General features: G+C 31.1%; 16 protein-coding genes. 4 read left to right on the top strand and 12 right to left on the bottom strand.

Going from position 1 to position 22,261, the window contains the following annotated elements; genetic code table 11:
- Nucleotides 1-121 precede the first annotated feature (121 nt).
- Nucleotides 122-2,719 (bottom strand): ATP-dependent chaperone ClpB, encoded by a 2,598-nt coding sequence (clpB, locus tag CD135_RS06295; RefSeq protein WP_103269025.1) that lies wholly within the window; start codon nucleotides 2,717-2,719, stop codon nucleotides 122-124.
- Nucleotides 2,720-2,892: 173 nt separating this feature from the next.
- Between clpB and CD135_RS06290 the strand changes: the two genes are divergently transcribed.
- The gene (locus CD135_RS06290) at nucleotides 2,893-3,585 is read left to right on the top strand and encodes a Crp/Fnr family transcriptional regulator (RefSeq protein ID WP_064205092.1); all 693 of its coding nucleotides are present in this window, start codon (nucleotides 2,893-2,895) and stop codon (nucleotides 3,583-3,585) included.
- A gap of 51 nt (nucleotides 3,586-3,636) precedes the next feature.
- Here CD135_RS06290 and CD135_RS06285 read toward each other — a convergent pair whose 3' ends face one another.
- Nucleotides 3,637-3,945 (bottom strand): metal-sulfur cluster assembly factor, encoded by a 309-nt coding sequence (locus CD135_RS06285; protein WP_016999318.1) that lies wholly within the window; start codon nucleotides 3,943-3,945, stop codon nucleotides 3,637-3,639.
- 119 nt (nucleotides 3,946-4,064) lie between these two features.
- On the opposite strand from CD135_RS06285, the gene CD135_RS06280 reads away from it, so the two are divergent.
- The 3 genes from CD135_RS06280 to CD135_RS06270 are packed head-to-tail and all read left to right on the top strand — an operon-like array spanning nucleotide 4,065 to nucleotide 7,072.
- Nucleotides 4,065-4,877 (top strand): Cof-type HAD-IIB family hydrolase, encoded by an 813-nt coding sequence (locus CD135_RS06280; protein WP_064205093.1) that lies wholly within the window; start codon nucleotides 4,065-4,067, stop codon nucleotides 4,875-4,877.
- Nucleotides 4,878-4,889: 12 nt separating this feature from the next.
- A complete protein-coding gene (locus CD135_RS06275; protein ID WP_016999316.1) occupies nucleotides 4,890-5,735 on the top strand; it encodes a DegV family protein in 846 nt (281 codons plus the stop codon).
- A 5-nt stretch (nucleotides 5,736-5,740) separates the two neighbouring features.
- Entirely contained in the window at nucleotides 5,741-7,072 is a 1,332-nt protein-coding gene (locus CD135_RS06270) for a CoA-disulfide reductase (protein ID WP_070045161.1), read from the top strand.
- A gap of 688 nt (nucleotides 7,073-7,760) precedes the next feature.
- Here the strand turns inward: CD135_RS06270 and CD135_RS06265 are convergent.
- The 10 genes from CD135_RS06265 to CD135_RS06220 form a co-directional block, all read right to left on the bottom strand.
- Nucleotides 7,761-9,182: an alpha-amylase family protein gene (locus CD135_RS06265; protein ID WP_016999940.1), complete on the bottom strand. Its 1,422-nt coding sequence runs from the start codon at nucleotides 9,180-9,182 to the stop codon at nucleotides 7,761-7,763.
- Nucleotides 9,183-9,304: 122 nt separating this feature from the next.
- A complete protein-coding gene (locus CD135_RS06260) occupies nucleotides 9,305-9,649 on the bottom strand; it encodes a YisL family protein (RefSeq protein WP_016999939.1) in 345 nt (114 codons plus the stop codon).
- A gap of 240 nt (nucleotides 9,650-9,889) precedes the next feature.
- Nucleotides 9,890-10,795: a fumarylacetoacetate hydrolase family protein gene (locus CD135_RS06255; protein ID WP_016999938.1), complete on the bottom strand. Its 906-nt coding sequence runs from the start codon at nucleotides 10,793-10,795 to the stop codon at nucleotides 9,890-9,892.
- A gap of 76 nt (nucleotides 10,796-10,871) precedes the next feature.
- The gene (locus tag CD135_RS06250) at nucleotides 10,872-11,999 is read right to left on the bottom strand and encodes a DUF418 domain-containing protein (protein WP_016999937.1); all 1,128 of its coding nucleotides are present in this window, start codon (nucleotides 11,997-11,999) and stop codon (nucleotides 10,872-10,874) included.
- Nucleotides 11,999-15,640, bottom strand: a complete 3,642-nt coding sequence (gene addA, locus CD135_RS06245; protein WP_103269024.1) for a helicase-exonuclease AddAB subunit AddA — start codon at nucleotides 15,638-15,640, stop codon at nucleotides 11,999-12,001. Before addA ends, CD135_RS06250 begins: the two co-directional genes overlap by 1 nt.
- Entirely contained in the window at nucleotides 15,637-19,110 is a 3,474-nt protein-coding gene (gene addB / locus CD135_RS06240; RefSeq protein ID WP_064205096.1) for a helicase-exonuclease AddAB subunit AddB, read from the bottom strand. The genes addA and addB overlap by 4 nt, the downstream gene beginning before the upstream one ends.
- A 143-nt stretch (nucleotides 19,111-19,253) precedes the next feature.
- Nucleotides 19,254-19,820, bottom strand: a complete 567-nt coding sequence (gene lepB, locus CD135_RS06235) for a signal peptidase I (protein ID WP_016999934.1) — start codon at nucleotides 19,818-19,820, stop codon at nucleotides 19,254-19,256.
- Nucleotides 19,821-19,839: 19 nt separating this feature from the next.
- On the bottom strand, nucleotides 19,840-20,370 hold the full coding sequence (gene lepB / locus CD135_RS06230; RefSeq protein ID WP_082892517.1) for a signal peptidase I: 531 nt from the start codon (nucleotides 20,368-20,370) through the stop codon (nucleotides 19,840-19,842).
- Nucleotides 20,371-20,372: 2 nt separating this feature from the next.
- Nucleotides 20,373-20,981 (bottom strand): TVP38/TMEM64 family protein, encoded by a 609-nt coding sequence (locus tag CD135_RS06225; protein ID WP_070045163.1) that lies wholly within the window; start codon nucleotides 20,979-20,981, stop codon nucleotides 20,373-20,375.
- Nucleotides 20,982-21,187: 206 nt separating this feature from the next.
- Nucleotides 21,188-22,102, bottom strand: a complete 915-nt coding sequence (locus CD135_RS06220) for a nuclease-related domain-containing protein (protein ID WP_070045164.1) — start codon at nucleotides 22,100-22,102, stop codon at nucleotides 21,188-21,190.
- Nucleotides 22,103-22,261 lie beyond the last annotated feature (159 nt).

Below are 22,261 nucleotides of genomic sequence, written 5' to 3'. Positions count from 1 at the left end.
ATTACATTAAAAATGGCCAAATCCATAGCTTAGCTATGAATTCGACCAAAAAGACATTTTTATTATTTAGTTGTCTACTTGACAGGGTTCACTTCAATTTATTGGTGGGACTTTTTATTAATTATTCATTTACTTCAAATTTTACTTCTTCATTTTCAAGATGCACGTTAACTTGAGTACCTTCTTTTAATTCTTTACCAATCATTAGTCGAGCTAAAGGTGTTTCAATTTGTCTTTGAACAAATCGTTTCAATGGTCTTGCACCAAATTGTGGTTCGTATGCTTCTTTTGCAATCCATTCTTTAACATCTTGATCTACATTTATCTTAATATGTTGATCTGTTAATCTAATATTTAAATTAGTGATAATGTGATCAACGATAAAGCTCATATCTTTAACAGACAATGGTTTGAATAATACAATGTCATCCATTCTATTTAGGATTTCCGGTTTGAAATGAGCATGTAAACTATCTGTTACTTGTTTTTTAGCTGATTCTTCAATTTCTCCAGATTCAGTTACGCCATCTAATAAGAATTGAGAACCAATATTACTTGTCATAATAATAATTGTGTTTTTAAAGTCAACACTTCTTCCTTTTGCGTCAGTTAATCTACCTTCATCTAATAATTGTAGTAACACGTTAAATACGTCATTATGCGCTTTTTCAATTTCGTCTAGTAGTATTACTGAATATGGCTGTCTTCTAACAGCTTCAGTTAATTGACCGCCTTCTTCATATCCTACATAACCTGGAGGCGCACCAATTAATCTAGCGACAGAATGTTTCTCCATGTACTCACTCATATCAATTCGAATCATATGTTTTTCAGAATCAAACAATGTTGCTGCTAATGTTTTAGCAAGTTCTGTCTTACCAACCCCTGTTGGTCCTAAGAATAAGAAACTACCGATAGGTCTGTTTGGATCTTTAATACCTGCTCTAGCTCTTACTACTGCATCCGCTACTAAATCAACTGCTTCATCTTGACCTACTACACGTTCATGTAGAATATCAGACAATTTTAGAAGTTTTTCTCTTTCAGTTTCTACTAATCTCGATACAGGTATACCTGTCCATTGGCTTACGATATAACCGATTTCTTCGTCAGTTACGATTTCTCTTATTAAACGATCATGGTCATCGCCATTTTCTTCAGCGAAACTATCTTCTAATTCTCTTAATTCCGCTTCAATTTGTGGTATTTTACCGTGTTTAAGTTCAGCAGCTTTACCTAAATCATATTGATTTTCTGCATTTTCTAATGCTTTTTTACTTTCATCTAATTCTGCTCTTTTATCTTGTAATGATTTAATTTGTTCTTTTTCTTCTTCAACTTTACTTTGTAATTGCTGTTGTTTTTCTTTTTCATCAGCAAGTTCTTTTTGAAGTTCTTCTAATCTTATTTGACTTGCTTGATCTGATTCAGATTTTAATGCATTTTCTTCAATTTCAAGTTGCATTACACGACGATTTACAGCATCTAATTCAGTTGGATTAGATCCCATTTCAGTTCTAATTGTTGCACATGCTTGGTCTACTAAATCAATCGCTTTGTCAGGTAAAAATCTGTCCGTAATATAACGATCAGATAATTCTGCTGCTGCCACTATTGCTCTATCTTGGATTCTAACACCATGGTGAACTTCATATCTTTCTTTTAAACCTCTTAAAATAGAAATTGTATCTTCTAAATCTGGTTCACTAACATTTACTTTTTGGAATCTACGTTCTAATGCAGAATCTTTTTCAATGTATTGACGATATTCGTTTAAAGTTGTTGCACCAATACAATGTAATTCACCTCTAGCAAGCATAGGTTTTAACATGTTACCTGCGTCCATAGCACCTTCTGTCTTACCAGCGCCGACTAACATGTGGATTTCGTCGATGAATAATAGAATCCGCCCTTCAGAATCTTTAACTTCTTTCAAGACAGCTTTCAATCTTTCTTCAAATTCACCTCTATATTTTGCACCAGCTACTAATGCTGATAAGTCCAATTCAAAAATTGTTTTATCTAAAAGTGATTCAGGAACGTCTCTTTTTACAATACGTTGAGCTAACCCTTCAACGATTGCTGTTTTACCTACACCTGGTTCACCGATTAATACTGGGTTGTTTTTAGTTTTACGGCTTAAAATTCGTATAGTATTTCTAATTTCTTCGTCTCTTCCGATAACTGGATCCATTTTGCCTTTTCTGACTTCTTCTACTAAATCTCTTCCATATTTTGATAATGCTTCATATTGTACTTCTGGATTTTGTGATGTCACTCGATTTCCTCCCCTGATTTTATTTATAATTTCGTTTACAACTTCCTTTTTGTTTCCGACAAATTCTTGAGTCGTTTGATCAACTTCAATTGCTGCTTTTAATAGATGTTCCATAGACATGAAATCATCTTGCATTTCTTCTTTAATTTTATCTGCTTTATTAAATAACTCATTTAGTTTAGGTGAAATATATTGTCCGTATTGAATATTGTCACCTTTCACTACAGAATATTGATTTAATTTCTTATTATATGCTTTTTCCAAATCTTCTGTATCAATATTTGCTCTATCTAAAGTTCTTTTAAAAATACTTTCGTCTTCATTTAATGCTGATAATAATACAGCTTCGATTTCAATATTTTGTAGTTGTTGAGATTGAGATAATTGTTGTGCTTTTTCAATAACACTTTGCACTGAATATGTCATTTGATTAATATCCAAATGTATCACCTCTTTAATTTTTAACGGTCAATATAGTTTGACTATCTTTGACCTATTTTTATTATATACTGTTTGACCTTCTTTGACAAATATAAAGCTTTTAAATTTTCCAACCTTTACAATTACATTATATGGTAAAATACAATTGAATAATACTTACGGGAAGTGATCATTTGCAAACGACATACACAGAAGCAACTTCAGTAATTGAGTATATTATATCTCATGGTCAGCGTATGCATTTTAATGCTCACAATTATATATACCATTCTGGAGACCTAAGTAATCACATTTATGTTGTAATTGAAGGAAAAGTTATTCTTCACCGTATTATGGAAGATGGAAAAGAGTTCAACACGAAATTAATTGGTCCGAGGAGCATATTCGGTTCTACTACACTATTTTGTGGCAGAAAGACTCACACTCTATCCGCAAAAACAAAAGAAAATGCAACCATTATTAAATTACCGAAAAAAGATTTTGAAGAAGCTATTTTAAATGACGAAGTGCTTAAATATGAATGGTTGCTATGGGTGCAAAACGAAAATGAAAAACATGAATATCAAATTAGAGATATTTATACACTTGGCAAAACAGGAGGATTCTATTCTGTTCTTATTAAACTAGCAAATACTTATGGTGTCGCAGATGAAGAAGGCATATTAATAAATGTCGAATTAACTAATCATGAATTAGCGAATTTTTGTAATGTCACAAGAGAAAGCGTTAATCGTATGTTAAGTCATTTAAAAAAAGAAAATATTGTATCTGTTAAACATAAAACGATTATCATTAAAGATTTAAATTATTTAAAAAACGCTATTAACTGCGATAATTGTCCCCTATCTATTTGTAGAATAGAATAAAAAAACAGGTTGAGACATTTATATATCTCAGCCTGTTTTTCTTTTATAATATTAACTAACGCCCAGTGCTATTTTAGCATAGCGTGACATTTTGTCTTTATCCCAAGGTGGTGTCCAAACAATATTTACTTCAGTTTCTTTGATTTCAGGTAATTCAGCTAATGCTGTTTTAACCATATCAACGATTTGCGGCCCCATTGGACAACCCATTGAAGTTAATGTCATCTCTACTGTACATAATCCTTCGTCGTCTAAATCAATATTATAAACAAGACCTAAGTTAACGATATCAATTCCAAGCTCTGGGTCAATAACATTCTCCAATGCTCCTAAGATGCTTTCTTTCATTGCTTCTTCCATGTTTTTCACCTCATTCTAAAAGTTACTATATATAATATATCAAATTTAAAGCGTACGATAAAGAAAATGATATGATATTATAGTGTAAGAAGATAGAAAAAAAGATAGGAGTTATCGGTATGGACAAACATTTAATCTGCTTAGATTTAGACGGTACTTTATTAACAGATGAAAAGAAAATCCCAACTTATACCAAGAGGGTATTACAATATTTAAAGAAATCTGGTCATGAAATTATCATTTCCACTGGTCGACCATATCGAGCGAGTATAGATTATTATAATGCTATGCAGATGAATACACCTATCATCAATTTTAATGGCGCACTTATTCATCATCCTCATGACAATCGTTTCGAATCCGTACATGAACAATTAGACGCTCGAATTGCGACAAAAATTTTCAACGATGTGAGTAAATTAAATATAAAAAATATAATCGCTGAAGTGCGTGATCAAGTTTATATTAATAACTATGATCAAACTTTATTCGAAGGTTTTAGCATGGGCGACCCAGAAATCAAATATGGAGAACTAGATAAATTATTACCTGAATCTCCGACAAGTTTATTAATACAAGCGGAAGATGACGAGATTCCTCGAATTAAAAGACATTTAAGCAAATATTATGCTGAACATATAGAACATCGTCGTTGGGGTGCACCCTTCCCTGTAATTGAAATCGTTAAAAAAGGAATTAATAAAGGGAAAGCTGTAAAATATGTCGCTGAATATTTAGACATTGATTTTGATAATATTATCGCTTTTGGAGACGAAGATAATGATTATGAAATGATACAATTTGCTAACTATGGTGTGGCTATGGGAAATGCGATACCTGAATTAAAAGAAATAGCAAATGACGTTACAGACACGAATAATGCTGATGGTATTGGAAAATACTTAAATAATTATTTTGATTTAAATATGTAGGGGGTTATATAAATGAAAATGATAGTTGATAGTGGTTCTGATTTAACATTAGAACAAATTAAAGAGCATGATTTTTACTTTTTACCATACGGTATCGTGATTGATGATGAAAGTAAAGTCGATCAATATGAAATATCTAATGATGAAGTATTAGCAGCTATAAAAGAAAATAAACACCCTAAGACAAACCAAGCAACTATGGAACAGATGACTAAAGTTTTCACTGAAGTAGCAGAAAAGAAAGAAAAAGCTATTTACTTAGCATTCAGCAGTGCTTTAAGTGGTACATATCAAACAGCATGTTTAGTCAAAGAACAAATCAAAGATGAATATCCTGATTTAGACCTTACAATTTATGATACATTAAGTGCTTCTATGGGTCTTGGTAAAATGATTTTAGATGTGCAAGATAAAATTAATCATGATTATTCATTTGAAGAAATTGATGAATATATTAAAAACAAACTGGAAAAAATTAGACATTTATTTACTGTTAAGGATTTAAAATATTTAGCAAGTGGTGGTAGATTATCTAAAGGACAAGCATTTTTAGGTACATTACTAAACATTAAACCATTACTCCATGTTGAAGAAGGTAAACTTGTACCAATTGAAAAGTATCGCGGTTCAAAAAAGTTATGGCATGCGATAATTGAAAAAATGAAAAACGAAAATAGCGATTATAGTGATCAAACTATTTATATAACACATTCTGATGATTTAGAAGAAGCGGAGAAAATCAAAGAATTAATGGTCGAATCATTAAAACCAAAAGATGTTAATATATCTGACATTGGTCCTGTTATTAGTTCACATACTGGAAGTGGTACTGTTGCCATTTTCTATTATAAGGAGTGACCGACATGAATAAAATTATAGTTATAGGTGCTGTTGCTGGTGGCGCAACTGTCGCATCACAAATTAGAAGACTTGATAATGAAAGTGAAATCGTCGTATACGAAAAAGATAGAGACATGAGCTTCGCTAATTGCGGATTACCTTATTATTTAGGTCAAGTCGTTGAAGATAGAGATTACATGTTATCTGCAACACCAGAACAATTCAAAGAAAAGAAAAATATAACCGTAAAAACTTTTCATGAAGCCATTGCTTTAAATGATAAAGAAAAAACAATTACGATTAAAAATCATGAAACAGGCGAAACATTCGAAGATAAATATGACCAGCTTATATTAAGTCCAGGATGTAGAGCTAATCAACTACCTGTTCAATCTGATAGATTATTTACGTTAAGAAATTTAGTAGACACTGATAAAATCGAACAATTTATAGAAGAAAAAAATGTTCAATCTGCTCTTATAATTGGTGCAGGTTATGTCAGTTTAGAAATATTAGAAAATCTTTATTACAGAGGTATTGATGTTACTTGGATTCACAGAAGCGATCATATTAATAAAAGTATGGATAAAGACTTGAACCAATCTATATTTGATGAAATTGAAGATCGCGCTATCAATTACCGTTTAAATGAAGAAGTAACAAATGTAGAAGATCGCACGGTATCATTTAAATCTGGAAAAGTAGAAGAATACGATTTAATCATTGCTGGAGTTGGTATTAAACCTAATAGCGACTGGTTACAGTCCTCCTCAGTTCAATTAAACGATAAAGGATATATTCCAGTAAATGAATTTTTCGAAACAAATGTTCAAGATGTATATGCGCTTGGTGATGTCATCGAAACATTTTATCGCCATACTAAAAAACGTACAAGTATCACACTAGCATGGGGTGCGCATAGAGCGGCAGGATTGATTGCTGAAAACTTACAAATTAATAAACAGAATGATAGAGCTTCATTTAAAGGCCTTTTAGGTACGAATATCGTTCGCTTCTTTAATTATGCATTAGCAAGTGTCGGTGTTACTGAAGCGGAATTAAAACAATACGATTATTCAGTAGTAGAACAAACTCAAAAACAGCATGCAGGATATTACCCAAATGCTGAACCACTAACATTGCGCGTTTATTTCGATAAAGAAACTCGTAAAATATTAAGAGCTTGTGCGGTTGGTAAAGACGGAGCCGATAAACGAATCGATATTCTCTCAACAGCTATTATCGGTGGTTTAACAGTAGATGAATTAAAAGAAATTGAAATTGCATATGCCCCACCTTTCTCTAGTCCAAAAGATATCGTGAATATGATAGGATACAAAGCACAAAATAAATAAGTAACTAGAGCGAATTAATCGAACGTATGCTGATTAATAAAATTTAAATAAACACGTTATCCCCCACTAAAGTTAGTATAACTGCACTTTAGTGGGGGGTTTTATATTATAGCGATGTGGTTATATATTTGAGTCGGGATATAAATCGCTTATAATATGGGCGATATATTGCACGTGGACATCGTCTTGCAACATTCGGAGGCGCTATGTTGCACGTGGAGCGCGTCTTGCAACATTCGGAGGCGCTATGTTGCACGTGGACATCGTCTTGCAACATTCGGGGGTGCTTTGTTGCACGTGGAGCGCGTCTTGCAATATTCGGGGGTGCTATATTGCACGTGGACATCGTCTTGCAATATTCGGAGGCACTATGTTGCACGTGGACAACGTCTTGCAACATTCGGGGGTGCTATGTTGCACGTGGGCCGCGCCTTGCAACATTCGGGTACTCTTATTGTCACTTCTCACCAAACGTGTCAACAACACTACTCTTATTGCCTTTTCTAGCAAAACGTGTCAACAACGACACTCTTATTGTCACTTCTTGCCAAACGTGTCAACAATAATATCACAACAACACCATAACTACGCCCTACCTTATACTTCGTTCACTACATCACCCGACTTTTTACCTCATTATTCAATACTTACAAATATATACATTAAAAAGGACCTTTTCTTATTAAATTTATTTATTCATTTTTTGTTTTTTACTTTTTCGGGATACTAAATATATAAATAAACCAAATAATACGACAACCATTATTGCAGCTACGAAGTAAGTGTTATTTAAACCTCGCTCTTTTATTATCGCGTATAATTCTGTTTCTTCACGATCAGTTATCAAATTATATTCATTGTTTTTCTTCTTAATGTTATCTCCTACAATTAATCCAGAGAGCATTTTATTTTTTTCAATATCTTCCCCTGATATTGTTACTTTTTTAGATTTGCTTGAGTCATTAACATTAAGAATATAATCTATTGTATTTGTATCATAATAATACAACATCGTTCCTTTATCATGAGGTAATACTTTAACTGTTCCTTCAAATAATTCTTGATATTGTTTAAAAGTATTTGAAACCTTTTCTAAGTATTCTACTACTTCTTTATCCGTTCTAAAGTTCTGCAGTTGGTTGATTGTTTCTATTTTACTACCGTTTGCAGCTATTTCAGTCCCGTAATTCATCATAATTGGGCCTTTATATCCCCACATATAAGTCATTAATTGTTTTATACGTGTGCCAGGGAACATATTTTCATCAGCTGCATGTTTAGTAAATCGTTCTGTGAACCAAGTATCTGCCATTAGTACTTCATTACTTTTATTATATGTAGGTATATCAGTATTTACATTTTTAAAAGCGTCTTGCAAAGAGGTTCTCATGTTATTTGATGATAAATGTGTAAAGTTGTTAGCTTTTATACCGTCTTTATTGATAATACCGTAAGATTCAACACCTTCAGGTATAAACTCTTCTGCATCTATACCATCTTGAACAATATTCATAGATACCCCATCAACTTGATATTCTTCAACAAACGATTCTACTTTTGCTTTATACAGTCCTTGGTTTTCAGGATCTTTTAAATCTATAAATTTATCATCTTTGAAATATGATTTTTGTATATTATTTAAATCGCCATCAATAGATTTATTGAATTCTGACGTATAAGTAACAGGCATATCTACTACAATTTCCATATCTTTTTGATGTATTTTATCGATTAGTGATTTAAAGGCTTTCTCCCCACCTAACACTTTATCAATACCATCATAGTTCTTTACTTTATAACCTAAAAAGTCATTTTTATCGTGTTCAAATACTGGCGATATATGTATCGTATTAAATCCCATATCATGTATATATTCTAGTTTAGATGATATTCCTTGAAAGTCCCCACCTAAAGGAAGATCGTTAGATTTATCATTATTCTTTATCATTTTATTATTCTCATTGTTTCCGTTCATAAATCTATCTACGACTAAACTATATATTCTAGGATATTTTACATCTTCATATTCTTCTTCTTCAGCAAAAACATATCCACTAAAAATTGGCGCCATTAACATGACACTTAAAACTAACTTTGTCCATTTTTTCATATACTCAACCCTCTTTATTACCCAATTATCTCTATTATACTAAAACGTTTACTTTACTGATAGCCCATCATGAAATTGTCATAAAAAAAGATTGCTAGTAACTAGCAATCTTTTAAATAAAATTATCCGAAATGTAATACGCCCATTGGTAAGTAACTACCAAGTAGAATTGTAAGTACCATAGCGATAATTGTGGCTATTAAGAAACCTTGACTGTTTTTGTTCTTTTTCTTTTTAGCAATAGTCATTTCGATTAAGCCAATTACGATAAGTCCTAATAATAATTTAATACCGTATAGCATGCCGTCGATACCCATAGCTTGAATAAATAATACAACACCAGAAACAAGTGTAAATACCATAAACAATCTTAAGACCATATGAACTGGTTTATTTGTAACTTTAACATAGACTACGAAGAATAAAATAATTGTTACTAACCAACTAAAAATATGGAAATGTGTCAATTTAAGTTCCCCCTAAATATTAATATTTCTATTCCAATAAGCATTATAACATAGGAACTAAAAGAAACATCTAAAATTTAGCGTCCTTATTTAAATTTCACTTATAATTCACATTTTATACAAAATTAAATTTCATGAAATTCGAATTTAACAAAAATCTTTAAAATTTCGATTACCATTATAAATAATAAGAGCCTGAGACATTAATTATGTCCCAGACTCTATGCCAGTATTTATAAATTATTTTTCGCTTATAAATGTTGTTAAAGTACCGATACCATCAATCGTTACTTTTACTTCATCACCTGGTTGTAAGAATTGTGGCGGATTCATACCAGCGCCAACACCTGCTGGCGTTCCTGTAGCAATAATGTCTCCAGGATGTAACGCAACATATTTAGAAATTTCTGCGATTAATTCGTCAATTTTTAAAATCATTTCGTTTGTATTGCCATCTTGTCTAATTTCATTATTTACTTTCGTAACAATGTTTACGTCTTCTGGCATTGGTAACTCATCTTTAGTTACGATATATGGACCCATTGGGCAACCGCCTGTTAATGATTTAGATAAGAATGCTTGATCGTGTTCTTTTTGAGCTTTTCTATCAGTAATATCATTAATAATCGTATAACCATATACATAGTCTAATGCTAAACCGCGTGGTATTTTTTCTCCTGATTTACCTATTACAACTCCTAGTTCACCTTCGTAATCTAATTTTTCTGTTACATCTTGGTGATTTGGAATTGTTGCATTATCACCAGTTAATGATGATGCTGCTTTAGTAAATACATATAATCTATTTACTTCATTATTTAATTCTTCAGCGTGTTTTTTGTAATTACGTCCGAAAGCAATCACATTATTTGTTGGCGTAACGGGTGGTAAAAACTCAATGTCTTCAAAGCTATATTTATAATCGGCTTTTTGAGCAGTTTCTTCTACATTAACTACAGCTTTTCTTACCGCTTCTTGAAAATCAACATTAACATTTTCTTGTAAGCCTTCTAATAATGTTTTTGGATTAAATTTTTCTTCTCCAAAGTCTTGGAACACCTTGCGTAAATCCCATACTGCATCTTCTCTTTTTACTTTAACACCATATGAAGTAATATCGTTATATTTAAAAGTTAAAAATTTCATCCACTCTGTCAGCTCCTTCTTGTTCTTGTGACCCATTATACCGAATTTTTTGATAAATCGCATTATTTTCAAACTATTATTTTAAATATGTTACTTTTCTCCATACTTTTTCAATTGGTCCTTGCTTGAATTTTTTTAAATAAAAATGACTTGCAACCAATTGTACAGCGAATATAGCTAGTGCAATCAGATAAATTGTAGATACTGATAATTTACCGTATAAACTAAAACCAATGCCATAAAATATAAACATACAAATAATACTTTGTGTAATATAAGTTGTTAAACTTAATTTACCTATATTTTGAAGTGGTGATAATATTTTTCGAACTGTTTTATCTTCACACAATAATACGAAGAAGATAATATAACTCAATGCTACAATCGGTCCACCTAACATTTGACTGATTAATTGTGAAATTGTTGAACCAGCAAGCATAATTTGAATCATTTTAACACATAGTCCTAAAATAAATACAACTATTCCTACGATAATATAGAGATTTTTATGTTGTGTAATTTTGTTAAACCAATTACTCTTATGTGCATAAATACCAAATAGCATTATAGGTAAAATACTAAAAGGTCCTACTAAAATAACATTTAAAATATTCATACCAAAATATTTTAAATTAAATCCCATAATTGATAAATAATCACTACTTATTAATATGTTATTTACACGTTCTAATTCTTGTAAACCAACAAAATTTTCTAGTTCTGCAACATCTTGCAATAACACCATAGGTAAGATATACAATAGCGCAAGTATGCCGAAACCTATTGATAACCCTACTAATGAATAACTTGGTTTTAGTCTAACAAATATAATCGCTATAAAACCAAGTAAAGCATATGTTGCGAGTATGTCTCCATAGAATAGAAAAATACCATGAATAACACCTAGCAACAGTAAGAATAGTAATCTTCTTATAATCATTGGATAATAATCAATATTTCTTTTTATACTATTATCGTACATAATTGATAAACCATATCCAAATAAAAACGCAAATATTGGATAAAATGAAGCAATAATAAATAATGAACTTACTTTAAACAAAGCCCCGTCTTGATGTTGGAAAAACTCAAATGGATTAATCACTTGATAAGGATATGCAAATGTTAAAATGTTCATTAATATAATCCCTAGTAAGCTAAAACCTCTCAACGCATCTATACTGAATATTCTTTCTTTCGCCATTAATTGCTCTCCTTGATGTGTTTCGTACCATATTGGAAGAAATATAAATATCCTTCAACAGGTTGTTGTAAAATTGTTTCTAATGTTTTTTTATAGTATTGCATTTGTACTTCATATTTCTTCATCATTGTTTCTGCTACTTCTTCTTTAGTTTTTCCTCGACGTACAATAAATGCATCTGTCTTATAGTCTATAAATGAAACTTTCCCATCTTTGATAAAAATACAGTCTATCATCCCTTGGATAATTGGTTTATTATCATCTTGTTTAATATTTAACTTAACATCTTGATCAATATCATTTTGGCCAACTACAAATGGTACTTCTCTTATAACTTTATCTGCATCTACTAAACATTCATATAAATTGGAATGTGTAAATGCATGAACAAGATCTAACCTTAAATCGCCGATTGCATCTTCTGGTAACACTCCTTGATCAATTAATGATTGTACAAATGGTTTTATTTCATCCTCTTTTAAACCACCTTTTTGAAGTGGAAGATGTTGCATTACTGCATGCATTAATGTACCAATTTCAGCACTATCCCGTTTTTCTTTTGATAAGAATTTAGGTCGATCATAAGACCTAACACCAACTTGATATTGTCTTACAATTTGATAGTCGGTCCCCGCTTCCTCTGTTTCTTTTTGACGCTTTATTTCAGAAACTGACTGTTTAGCGGCAATATTTAATAAATCTTTATTTGGATATTCATAACTAATTTGTTCTAATATTTGATCCTTCTTATCTGAAGGTCTATAGTTTAATAAGTTTTCTAATGTTGGTTTATCTTCATCTGCGATATCTTCGTCTACATTTTCTTCTTCTTTAATGATGTTTATATTAAATTTTTCACTTTGATCAGTTGTAAATGGAATAGCATTAGATAGGCCTTTTTGTTTTGACTTTGCTAGTATTGTACCAATTAGATCAAATGGAGATTTAGCGCTCATTCTGAAGCCAGGGTCCAACATACCATGTTGGTTCGCTTGAATAAGACCTAACTTATCTATTGCTTCTTCATTTTTAACGCGACCAATTAAATATAGACCTTCTTTCGCTCTAGTTAATGCAACATAAATTAATCTCATTTCTTCTGAAATCATTTCAGTTTCATTAATGTTTTTGAAAATAATCGAAGCAAGTGATGGATAGATTATTTCGTTCTCAACATCATAGTAATTTAACGCCATACCATATCGATTGTTTAATATAACGGGCTTACTTAAGTCTTTACGATTAAACTCTCTTTTCGTACCTGAATAAATAACAAATGGAAATTCTAACCCTTTACTACTATGAATTGTCATCATCCTTACAACATCATCGTTAGGACCGATAACACTCTCTTGGCCAAAATCTTGTCCACGTTCAATTAGTTCATCAATAAAACGAATAAATTGGAATATCCCTCTAAGACTTGAAGCTTCAAATTGTACCGCTTTATTTAGTAAACCGTATAAGTTCTGTCTACGCTGAACTCCACCTGTTAGACCACTATAATATGCTATCAAATAATAATCGTTATATAACTGATCTAATAATTGCCACACAGGTATGGACTTACTTAACGTTTGGTAACCTTTAAGCTGAGATAAAAATTGATTGAGTTTTTCTACAAGTTGCTCGTCTGCTTCTGGGTGCTTAACATACTGATGTATAGAATCTAGATAATAGACTTCTTGTGGTGCTTTATTTCTTATTTCTGCTAATTCATCTTCTTTAAATTGAAAAGCAACAGAACGCATAAGTCCGACTAAATATTTATCTTGTAACGGGTTATCGATAACTCTTAAGAACGAAAGCATTAATCTAACTTCATTTTGTTCAAAATAACCTTCTTTAGTTTGAACATAAAATGGAACATTAGCGTCTTTAAACACTTGTTGTAAATGCATAGCATTTCCGTAACCACGTTCTAAAATGACGATGTCTTTATAAGTTGCAGGTCTATATTCTTTCGTTTTCCTATCATAAACACTTTTATTTTCCAGTATATATTGGACTTTTTCTACTACATGTTTAGCTTCAATTAAATTATTATCTGTTTCTTCAAAGGATTCTTCAACTAAAATATCCATTTCTAATGGTGTTTCTTGCTCGTCATAATCTGCACCATAATAAAGTTTAGCTTCATCGTTATATTCTATTTCCCCAACTTCTTCGTCCATCATATGAGAGAAGATAAAATTGGTATTATCTAACACTTCTCTTCTAGACCTAAAGTTTTTAGATAAATCTATAACTTTTCCAGTTTCATTTCCATTAGAATTGAAGCGTTTATATTTTTCTATAAACAACTCAGGTTCTGCTTGTCTGAATTTATAAATTGATTGTTTAACGTCACCAACCATAAATAAATTACCATTGGATTCGTCACCTGTTTTTATACAATTAATGATAGCTTCTTGTACTCTATTCGTGTCTTGATATTCATCGACAAGTATTTCCTCGAAATGTTCTCTGTATTGTAGAGCTATTTCAGAAGGTTCTCCATCTTCATTTGTTAAAATATCTAACGCTAAATGTTCATAATCTGAAAAATCTATAATACGTTTATTTTGTTTCAGTTTTCTAAAGTATCGAATAATATCTTTAGTCACTTCAGCAAGTATTTCAACACGAGGTGCGATACTTTGCATATCTTGGATTAAATAATCTCTTTCTCTACTTAAATAGTTATTGTTCAAGTCGTTTAACTCATTAATATATTTTTTATGATAATCTTTCCCTAATTCAAGTAGTTGTTCGTCGCCTTCATTTTCCTTTTTAACTTTGCTAGAGTTCATAGGTATTTTTTTCTTTTTCAAATCGTTGCTAATACTCTCTAATGATTTCGTACCTTCGATTACTTCATCAATCCACACACGCTCTCCTTCAAGATATGTCATGTGCGCATCAACAGCATTTAAATTTTGATAACAATCTATAGATTGATATAGAACATTTTTAGCACTGTTTAATTTCCTTTTTATCATTTCATCCATCATTTGAAAGTATAAATGATCTTTATTTAAGTTGTAATATGGTTCATCTAATGAATCTAACCATTCAAAAGGTTTAGCATGCGCAATGCTAAATCGATATAAACTTTTCACAATTGTTCGCAGTTGGTCGTCTGAACGGTCATTCGATAGATGTTCAACTAAATCTATAAATGATTGTTCATTTTTTTCATAATAACTTTCTAATACATCATCAATCGCTTGTTCTAAAAGCACTATTCCTTCAACTTCGTTAGCTGTTCTAAAGTTTGGATCAATATCAATCTCATCATAATGAGCTTTAATAAGAGATAAACAAAAGCTGTGAAGTGTCGATATTTGTGCTTGGTGAATTTTAATTCTTTGTGATTTTAAATGCTCATCTTCTGGATGTTTAGTACTTTCTTTTTGAATAGCGGCATTTACTCTCGCTTTCATTTCTCTAGCACTTGCGTTTGTAAAAGTAACGACTAACAATCTATTAACATCTTGTTTATTACGCATGATTTTTTGAATGATGCGTTCCACAAGTACAGCTGTCTTACCGCTTCCGGCTGCAGCGGCTACAAGTATATCTTGACCTTCAGAGTATATTGCATTCCATTGATCATCAGTCCATTGTGCATCATGTGGCTTTTTGGGAATAGATATCATTCGTCTTCTTCCTCCTCTCTTAACATATTTATAAGTTCATCTTTACTTAAAGTATGATCAATTCTTCTATATTGATGTGCGTCCGTAATAGGATCGATATGACAAACTGACTTAAATTCACAGAATCTACAAGGTAGTTCTCCTCTATATTCAATCGGAGCTACTTCTGTGTGCCCATCCATAATCTGTGAGGCAGTTTCTACGAAGTTAGATCTATTTTTATTAATTAATTTATAGAAAAGTTCTTCGTCTAGCGCTTTACTATTTTTATTTAAGTCGCCATCTTTTTTCTTAGTAACTGGTATCATATCTGATTTAAGTTCGTCTAATAGCTTACTGTCTAGCGCATCTACAACTTCTGGATTTCTATTAACATAACCATCCATTTTGAATTTTTCTAATGTTTGTTTGTTAACATCTGTTAATTCAGGTATTTCACCCCAGTTTGTAGCTTTAAGTCTAGGTTCGTGTACATGGAAATAAAGCAACGCTCCAGGTGAAACATTTTCGCTTAAGTTTAATAGCTCTTTATTTTGCAATACTACGTCCAAATAAGTAAACATTTGCATTTGTTTACCATACAATACTTTAGTTAAATCAAGGCTCGTTTCAGAGGATTTGTAATCAATAATTGAAACATAATCACGCTCTCTACTCTTGAATACATCTAGTCTGTCGATTTGCCCTCTTATTTGAATTGGAATATTTCTATTAGTTTTTAAAGGCGTAGTCTTCAGTTCATGTTTAGAAGTCGCACCAAAATTAAGTTCAAACTGATATGCTCTAAATTTAGAGTTACTTGTTTGATACTTCATCGCCTCAAGTGTTGATTTAAGGATATTTTGAATTCTCAATTTCAAATATCGATAGTGAGCTGTTCGATGTAAAACATCAAACTGAATTTTTGGTAAGCTCTCATCAATTGCTTCATTGATTAATTTCGTCATCGCTTGTGCAGATAATTTACTAAAATCGCCATTAACTTCGTCAGAAATGTATTTCAATGTTTGGTGGAAAATATTCCCGATATCTACACTTTGTATTTGATATTTAGATCGCTCGTTCAATCTTAAACCATGCAGAACAAAATGTTGGAATGGACAATTATTGTAAGATTCGAACCTAGAAACACTTGCGTTAATTTTTTCGCCATATAATGACTCTGAAACTTCAGTATTGAGCTGAACAGAATCATTCTTATAAGTTAATGCTGAAGTTAGATATTCTATCGTTGAATCTAGATGATGCATTTCTTGTACAGCTTTAAAAGCATCTAGCCAAATATCGTTTACTATTTCATCATTCAAATAATCGTTTAAGTGTTGGAATATATGAATTTGACTTTGGTGTTCATGTTCCATTAACTGTATAGGTTCTATTTCGACACTCGCTTTGAGTGATTCTACTTCTAAGTCTGTAAACAGTGATTGAATCGTATTAAGAAACGGACTCTTGTCTCTTACTTCGCCACCATCTGACATTAAACTATATGTAAAGACGACATTACGCTTTGCTCTCGTCATTGCAATATAACAAACAAATGCTTCATCCATTTGTAAAATGTCACTTGTTGGGCTTAATTCTAATCCACTTGTTTCTGCTAAAGCTTTCTTCTCATCGTCAGTCAACAACATAACTTGATTTGAAACTGCTGGTAATACACCATCATTCATGCCTAGTAAAAACACAGTATCGCTATTATCTACTTTGGCTAAGTCCATATTACCTACTGTCACTTCATCTAGTGTTTGAGGAACCATTGAGAAGTTTAATTCATCTAGACCTCTATCTAATATTTCAATGAATTCATTTAGAGATAATGACACATCGCCTAACACTTCTACAATATCATCAAATATTCTTATAGTACCTTGCCAAACTTGGTCTATTTGTTCAGCTTCTTCAAAATGCTGTTTAAGTTCTAATTCATCTCTCATTGTCATAAGATGTGTTGGTAACTCAAATTGTTCAAGCACTTCATACAATCTCATTGTAAAAGCTTCTACCGTTTCACTTTCTTTAAGCGTTTGATTTAATGTTTCAATTTGTTTTACAACATATTCTTTTAAATGAATAACACGTTTAATCGTTTCTTTATCTTCTTCTGAATATGTCGCGCCATCTTTTTTTAAAGTTTTTTTACCTAATTTTTCAAAAGATTCAACTGTGAAAAATTCAGGACTAGTCCATCTTTTTCCTGAAATTCCTCGTTCAAAAGCATAGTTTTCCAGTATATCAATTAAATATGAGTCGTCAGATATATGACTTGTTAAAATGCCAGTCTTCAACATTCTCATCACAGGTTCAAATTGCCAACCACTTTGAATCACTTCTAACATTGATCTTAAACATTCTATAAATGGGTGATAAGCCATTTTCTTTTTAGCATCATGATTATATGCGATATCAAAATGAGGCAATACTGTTTCAATGAGTTGTTCATAACTAGGATCACGATAAAGGATAGCTATATCTTTAAAAGACACACCTTCTTCTCTCGTCTTTCTCAAAATTTCTCTTGCTACATATTGTACTTCATCACGCATATTAGAAGCTTCAATAATTTTTAAATTACCGTTATCAATTTGATTTGGTAATGTTGCATCAAATTGATTTTCTAAATGTCTTAAATCTCTTTCTTCACTAAAACGTTCTTGTGTTGTGAAATGTTTATTCTGAATCTTTATATTTAAATCTTTAGCGATGTCTTCAATATGACTAAGTGTTTCTGATGTCTTTCTGAATAAGCTAAATGGATCTTTATCCCCGTCTGTTGTGAGTCCAATTGTTACTGAACGACTATGTTTCACAAGTGCTTCAATAACTCTATATTCTAATGTTGAAAAGTTATGAAATCCATCTATATAAATATCAGCATGCTTAATATAATTTGAATCTGGGATTTTATTTATAAGTTTGTATAATACATCTTCAGCTTGAACGTAACGACCATCTAATTGTTCTTCTAATGCTTTATATATTGTTTTAATATCGCTTAATTTATCTTGCATTCTCTTAGGAATACTTTTTTCATTTTCAATATAAGATTCTATATCTTCTGGCTGAACATTATATTTTTTAAAGTCTTTAATTTCATTCATCATTTTATGACTAAAGCCATAATGTTGAATGGTTGATTGATATAAGTTCAGTTGCTTTTTATTCTTATGTAATAAGTGATAAGTCAGCATTGCTAACGCTTCGTCGGAAATTTGCTGTTCAATTAACCCGCCTTCTTCACTTAATACTCTCCAACTTAATCTTTCAAAACCAAATACAGAAGTTCGTATACTCCCTTTTAATTGCGGATTTCGAACGAATGCTTGTTCATACTGAAAAGTGTTTTGCGTAGGTGTTAAAAAGATAATGTCATCGCCTAATGGATCTTGTATCATTGCATCAGTCATCTGTTTTATCATCTGATGTGTTTTCCCGGTACCACTTCGGCCAGTCCATACATTAAGTTGCATTTATTCGACCTCCCTCGTTTAATCTAATAGTTATATTTTAACATAAAAATAACACCTTACTTAGTTTGAGATATACTTCAAAAGTTAAAATCTAATTCTAACTTTTGTATCGTATTTTCTAAGTAAGGTGTGTATATTAAAATTTAGTCTGTTGCAGGATCAAAATTGTAATGGAATTGATTTAGTGGCCAGAATCTCAATGATACTTCACCAATAATTACGTCATCATCAATAAGTCCAAATGAACGACCATCTTTACTTACTTCACGGTTATCCCCTAAAACGAGATATTTGCCCTTAGGTATTTCTTTAGCACCGTTAGAATTAACAAGGTCTTTTACTTCAAAGTTTTCAGTTAATAAATCTCGTGATTTATTTTCTTTGTTTTCTTTTAAGTATTCTTCTGGAACTTTCTTGTCATTTACATATAATTGATCATTATTGTATTTTACAGTATCGCCTGGTTTACCGATAACTCTTTTAACGTAATCATCGTTCGCATTCGCATGGAATACTATCACGTCACCGTTATCAATATCGCTTACTTTATACCCTATTCTATTAACAATTACTTTTTCACCGTTCTTTAATGTTGGATACATCGAGTCACCAGAAACTGTGTATGTTGTGAATAAAAACTTTTGTATAAGTAATACTACTACAACAGCGACGACTATCGCCACAGCCCACTCAAATAATTCTTTTTTCAAAAATGCCACCTCATTATCGTTATTTATCGAAATTTGTATCTATACGGTCAAATGGATAATATCTTAAATTGACCTTTCCAACAATATCTTTCTCATATACAAAGCCTATTTCTCTTGAATCTCTACTATTATTACGATTATCTCCTAAGACTAAATATTCATCATTAGGAATAACATCACTCTTAGAACCTTGTATTGTTCTAGTATTGAAATTTGGTGTCTTTTCACCATCTTTTAGGTAACTTTCATTTACTTGAGTACCATTAATATACAGTTTATTATTTTTCATTTCAACAGTATCACCTGGTAAACCAATAACTCGTTTTATGTAATCTTCATTTTTATTAGCATGAAAAACAATCACATCACCGTTATCAATTTGTCCAATGTTCTTAACAAGCTTATTTACGATAACACGTTCTTTATCGTAAAATGTTGGTTCCATCGATTCACCGTTCACGACATAACCAACAAATAAAAACGCTCTAACTAAAAATAATAGTGCAAACGCAATTATAATCGCAATCAACCATTCATATATCTTTCTCATAATTAACTCCTATTGTCTAGACGACTATCAAAGTATTTTTCGAGCCATTTTCCTACTAACCATAGCACAAAGATAATCACGAATACTATTATACTCTTTTTAGGACTTGCAAAAAAGGAATTTATATCTGCACCGATAAAACTTAACGTAAAAATCATAATTGCTTTCGACAAAATAAGCGCTAATAAATATACTTGTTTACTAATATTAGAAAAGGCACTAACCATGTTTACTAATGCACCTGGTGTAAACGGAAAGCATAGTAATATAAACAAAGGACCAAACCCGTGATTATCGATCCATTTTATAAATTTTACGACTTTTTTATGCTCGATTACCTTTTTCATAAATTTCTTTTTAGAAATTAACCTTAATATTAAGAATACAAAATAACTACCAGCAACAGTGCCCGCCCATGAAATGAGAAACCCGACTAACAACCCATATGCATTAACATTTGCAATAACAAATAAAATAATAGGTAAAAATGGGATAAACGCCTCTATAAAAGGTAGTAAAAAAGCTATAAATATACCGAATGACTTAAATGTTTCAATTAATCCCGTAATATTTTCCTCATTAAACCAATTTATAATATCTTGAAATATCATTTAACGCAACTTCTTTCTGAAAATTTATATTAATTATACTCATAATTTCGTATTTATTAAAGTAAATTGGCATCATACAAAAGTCGTAGGTATGCGATTCAGTGGAAATGATACTTTGTTTATGACTTGGAGAGGTTTTGTGTTTGCAGTTCGATAATTTTTATTTATCGAACTGTATTTTGTATTTGCGGTTCGTTAATTTTATTTTATCGGACCGCATCTTCATCAACGTATTTACTATTCTTATAGTTACCAATTCTTTTAAACTTTTTATATAATATGCGTTTGATTGCGCTATTTGATACACCAGTCCATTTCTCTGCTTCGTTTATTGAAAATGGTTCTCCTTTTAATAAATATAATTCTTTTAAAGATTGAAGAACAATTGCATATCTTGAAGAGATAGTTCCGCATTTTTTACATTTTACATACTTTCGAACGTTAAAAATTTCTGATGGTTCTATTATCTTATTACAGCTAATACATTTGAGCCCACCAATAACTTTCGAGAATTCAACCTTTTCAAAATATAAATAACTTGTAATGAATGGTTGATGTAATGATTTTAACTTTTTGCATATCCATACATTTTCATCATATTTAAAGTTTGCGCCAAACATATCCTTCAGTTTATGTAATTCACTATAAAGCAATATATTTATTCGTGATCTTAAGTCTCCATATAAAGTGAATGTTGGATTAATAAAGACAATATAACTTATAACTTTTCTGTCGATTTTATATTTCTTTACTATTCTTTTTAATGTTTCATCAGATACTTCAAATTGATGAATTAAATCTTTTGCTACGTAACCAGTGCTTCTGAATAATTTACCATTTTCATAATAGTAATCCCCAGTATAATTTTTAATTTCAAATTGAATAATTGCTTCATCTGTAACCACTATAAAATCTAGCTGAACTTGATTATAATTTTTAAATTGTAAATCATGCAACCATGTCTCAGATTTTTGCTCATTTAATATCTCGCTAAATTCCTTTTCTCCTATATAACCTTGTTTCCAAATTGTATATAACTCTTCTAGTTGATCAGGTATTTTATCTATTCTTCCTCTCAAAGCATCTACATAATTAATAATTAAGGGCTTTTGCAAATTCATAAAAAATACACCTCATTTTTTCAATTTTTGCATTAAGAAAATAAAAAAAGCCCTCCGAATAAAATGATATGCTCCCTGTTAAGTAAACACTTAAATAGTGAAAACTTAGCAGGGAGTTTTATTATGACTAGAAATATTAAAATAGATATCAATACTTTA

The organism is Mammaliicoccus lentus (assembly GCF_002902755.1).
Classification (GTDB): Bacteria; Bacillota; Bacilli; order Staphylococcales; family Staphylococcaceae; genus Mammaliicoccus; species Mammaliicoccus lentus.
This window is presented reverse-complemented; position numbering and strand designations above follow the sequence as displayed.

What these genes read in the sequence shown, in the direction of transcription:
- CD135_RS06285 (WP_016999318.1), bottom strand. Translation starts at nt 3,945, where the DNA reads ATGGAAGAAGCAATGAAAGAAAGCATCTTAGGAGCATTGGAGAATGTT.
- CD135_RS06280 (WP_064205093.1), top strand. Translation starts at nt 4,065, where the DNA reads ATGGACAAACATTTAATCTGCTTAGATTTAGACGGTACTTTATTAACA.
- CD135_RS06275 (WP_016999316.1), top strand. Translation starts at nt 4,890, where the DNA reads ATGAAAATGATAGTTGATAGTGGTTCTGATTTAACATTAGAACAAATT.
- CD135_RS06270 (WP_070045161.1), top strand. Translation starts at nt 5,741, where the DNA reads ATGAATAAAATTATAGTTATAGGTGCTGTTGCTGGTGGCGCAACTGTC.
- CD135_RS06265 (WP_016999940.1), bottom strand. Translation starts at nt 9,182, where the DNA reads ATGAAAAAATGGACAAAGTTAGTTTTAAGTGTCATGTTAATGGCGCCA.
- CD135_RS06255 (WP_016999938.1), bottom strand. Translation starts at nt 10,795, where the DNA reads ATGAAATTTTTAACTTTTAAATATAACGATATTACTTCATATGGTGTT.
- CD135_RS06250 (WP_016999937.1), bottom strand. Translation starts at nt 11,999, where the DNA reads ATGGCGAAAGAAAGAATATTCAGTATAGATGCGTTGAGAGGTTTTAGC.
- addA (WP_103269024.1), bottom strand. Translation starts at nt 15,640, where the DNA reads ATGATATCTATTCCCAAAAAGCCACATGATGCACAATGGACTGATGAT.
- addB (WP_064205096.1), bottom strand. Translation starts at nt 19,110, where the DNA reads ATGCAACTTAATGTATGGACTGGCCGAAGTGGTACCGGGAAAACACAT.
- lepB (WP_082892517.1), bottom strand. Translation starts at nt 20,370, where the DNA reads ATGAGAAAGATATATGAATGGTTGATTGCGATTATAATTGCGTTTGCA.
- CD135_RS06225 (WP_070045163.1), bottom strand. Translation starts at nt 20,981, where the DNA reads ATGATATTTCAAGATATTATAAATTGGTTTAATGAGGAAAATATTACG.
- CD135_RS06220 (WP_070045164.1), bottom strand. Translation starts at nt 22,102, where the DNA reads ATGAATTTGCAAAAGCCCTTAATTATTAATTATGTAGATGCTTTGAGA.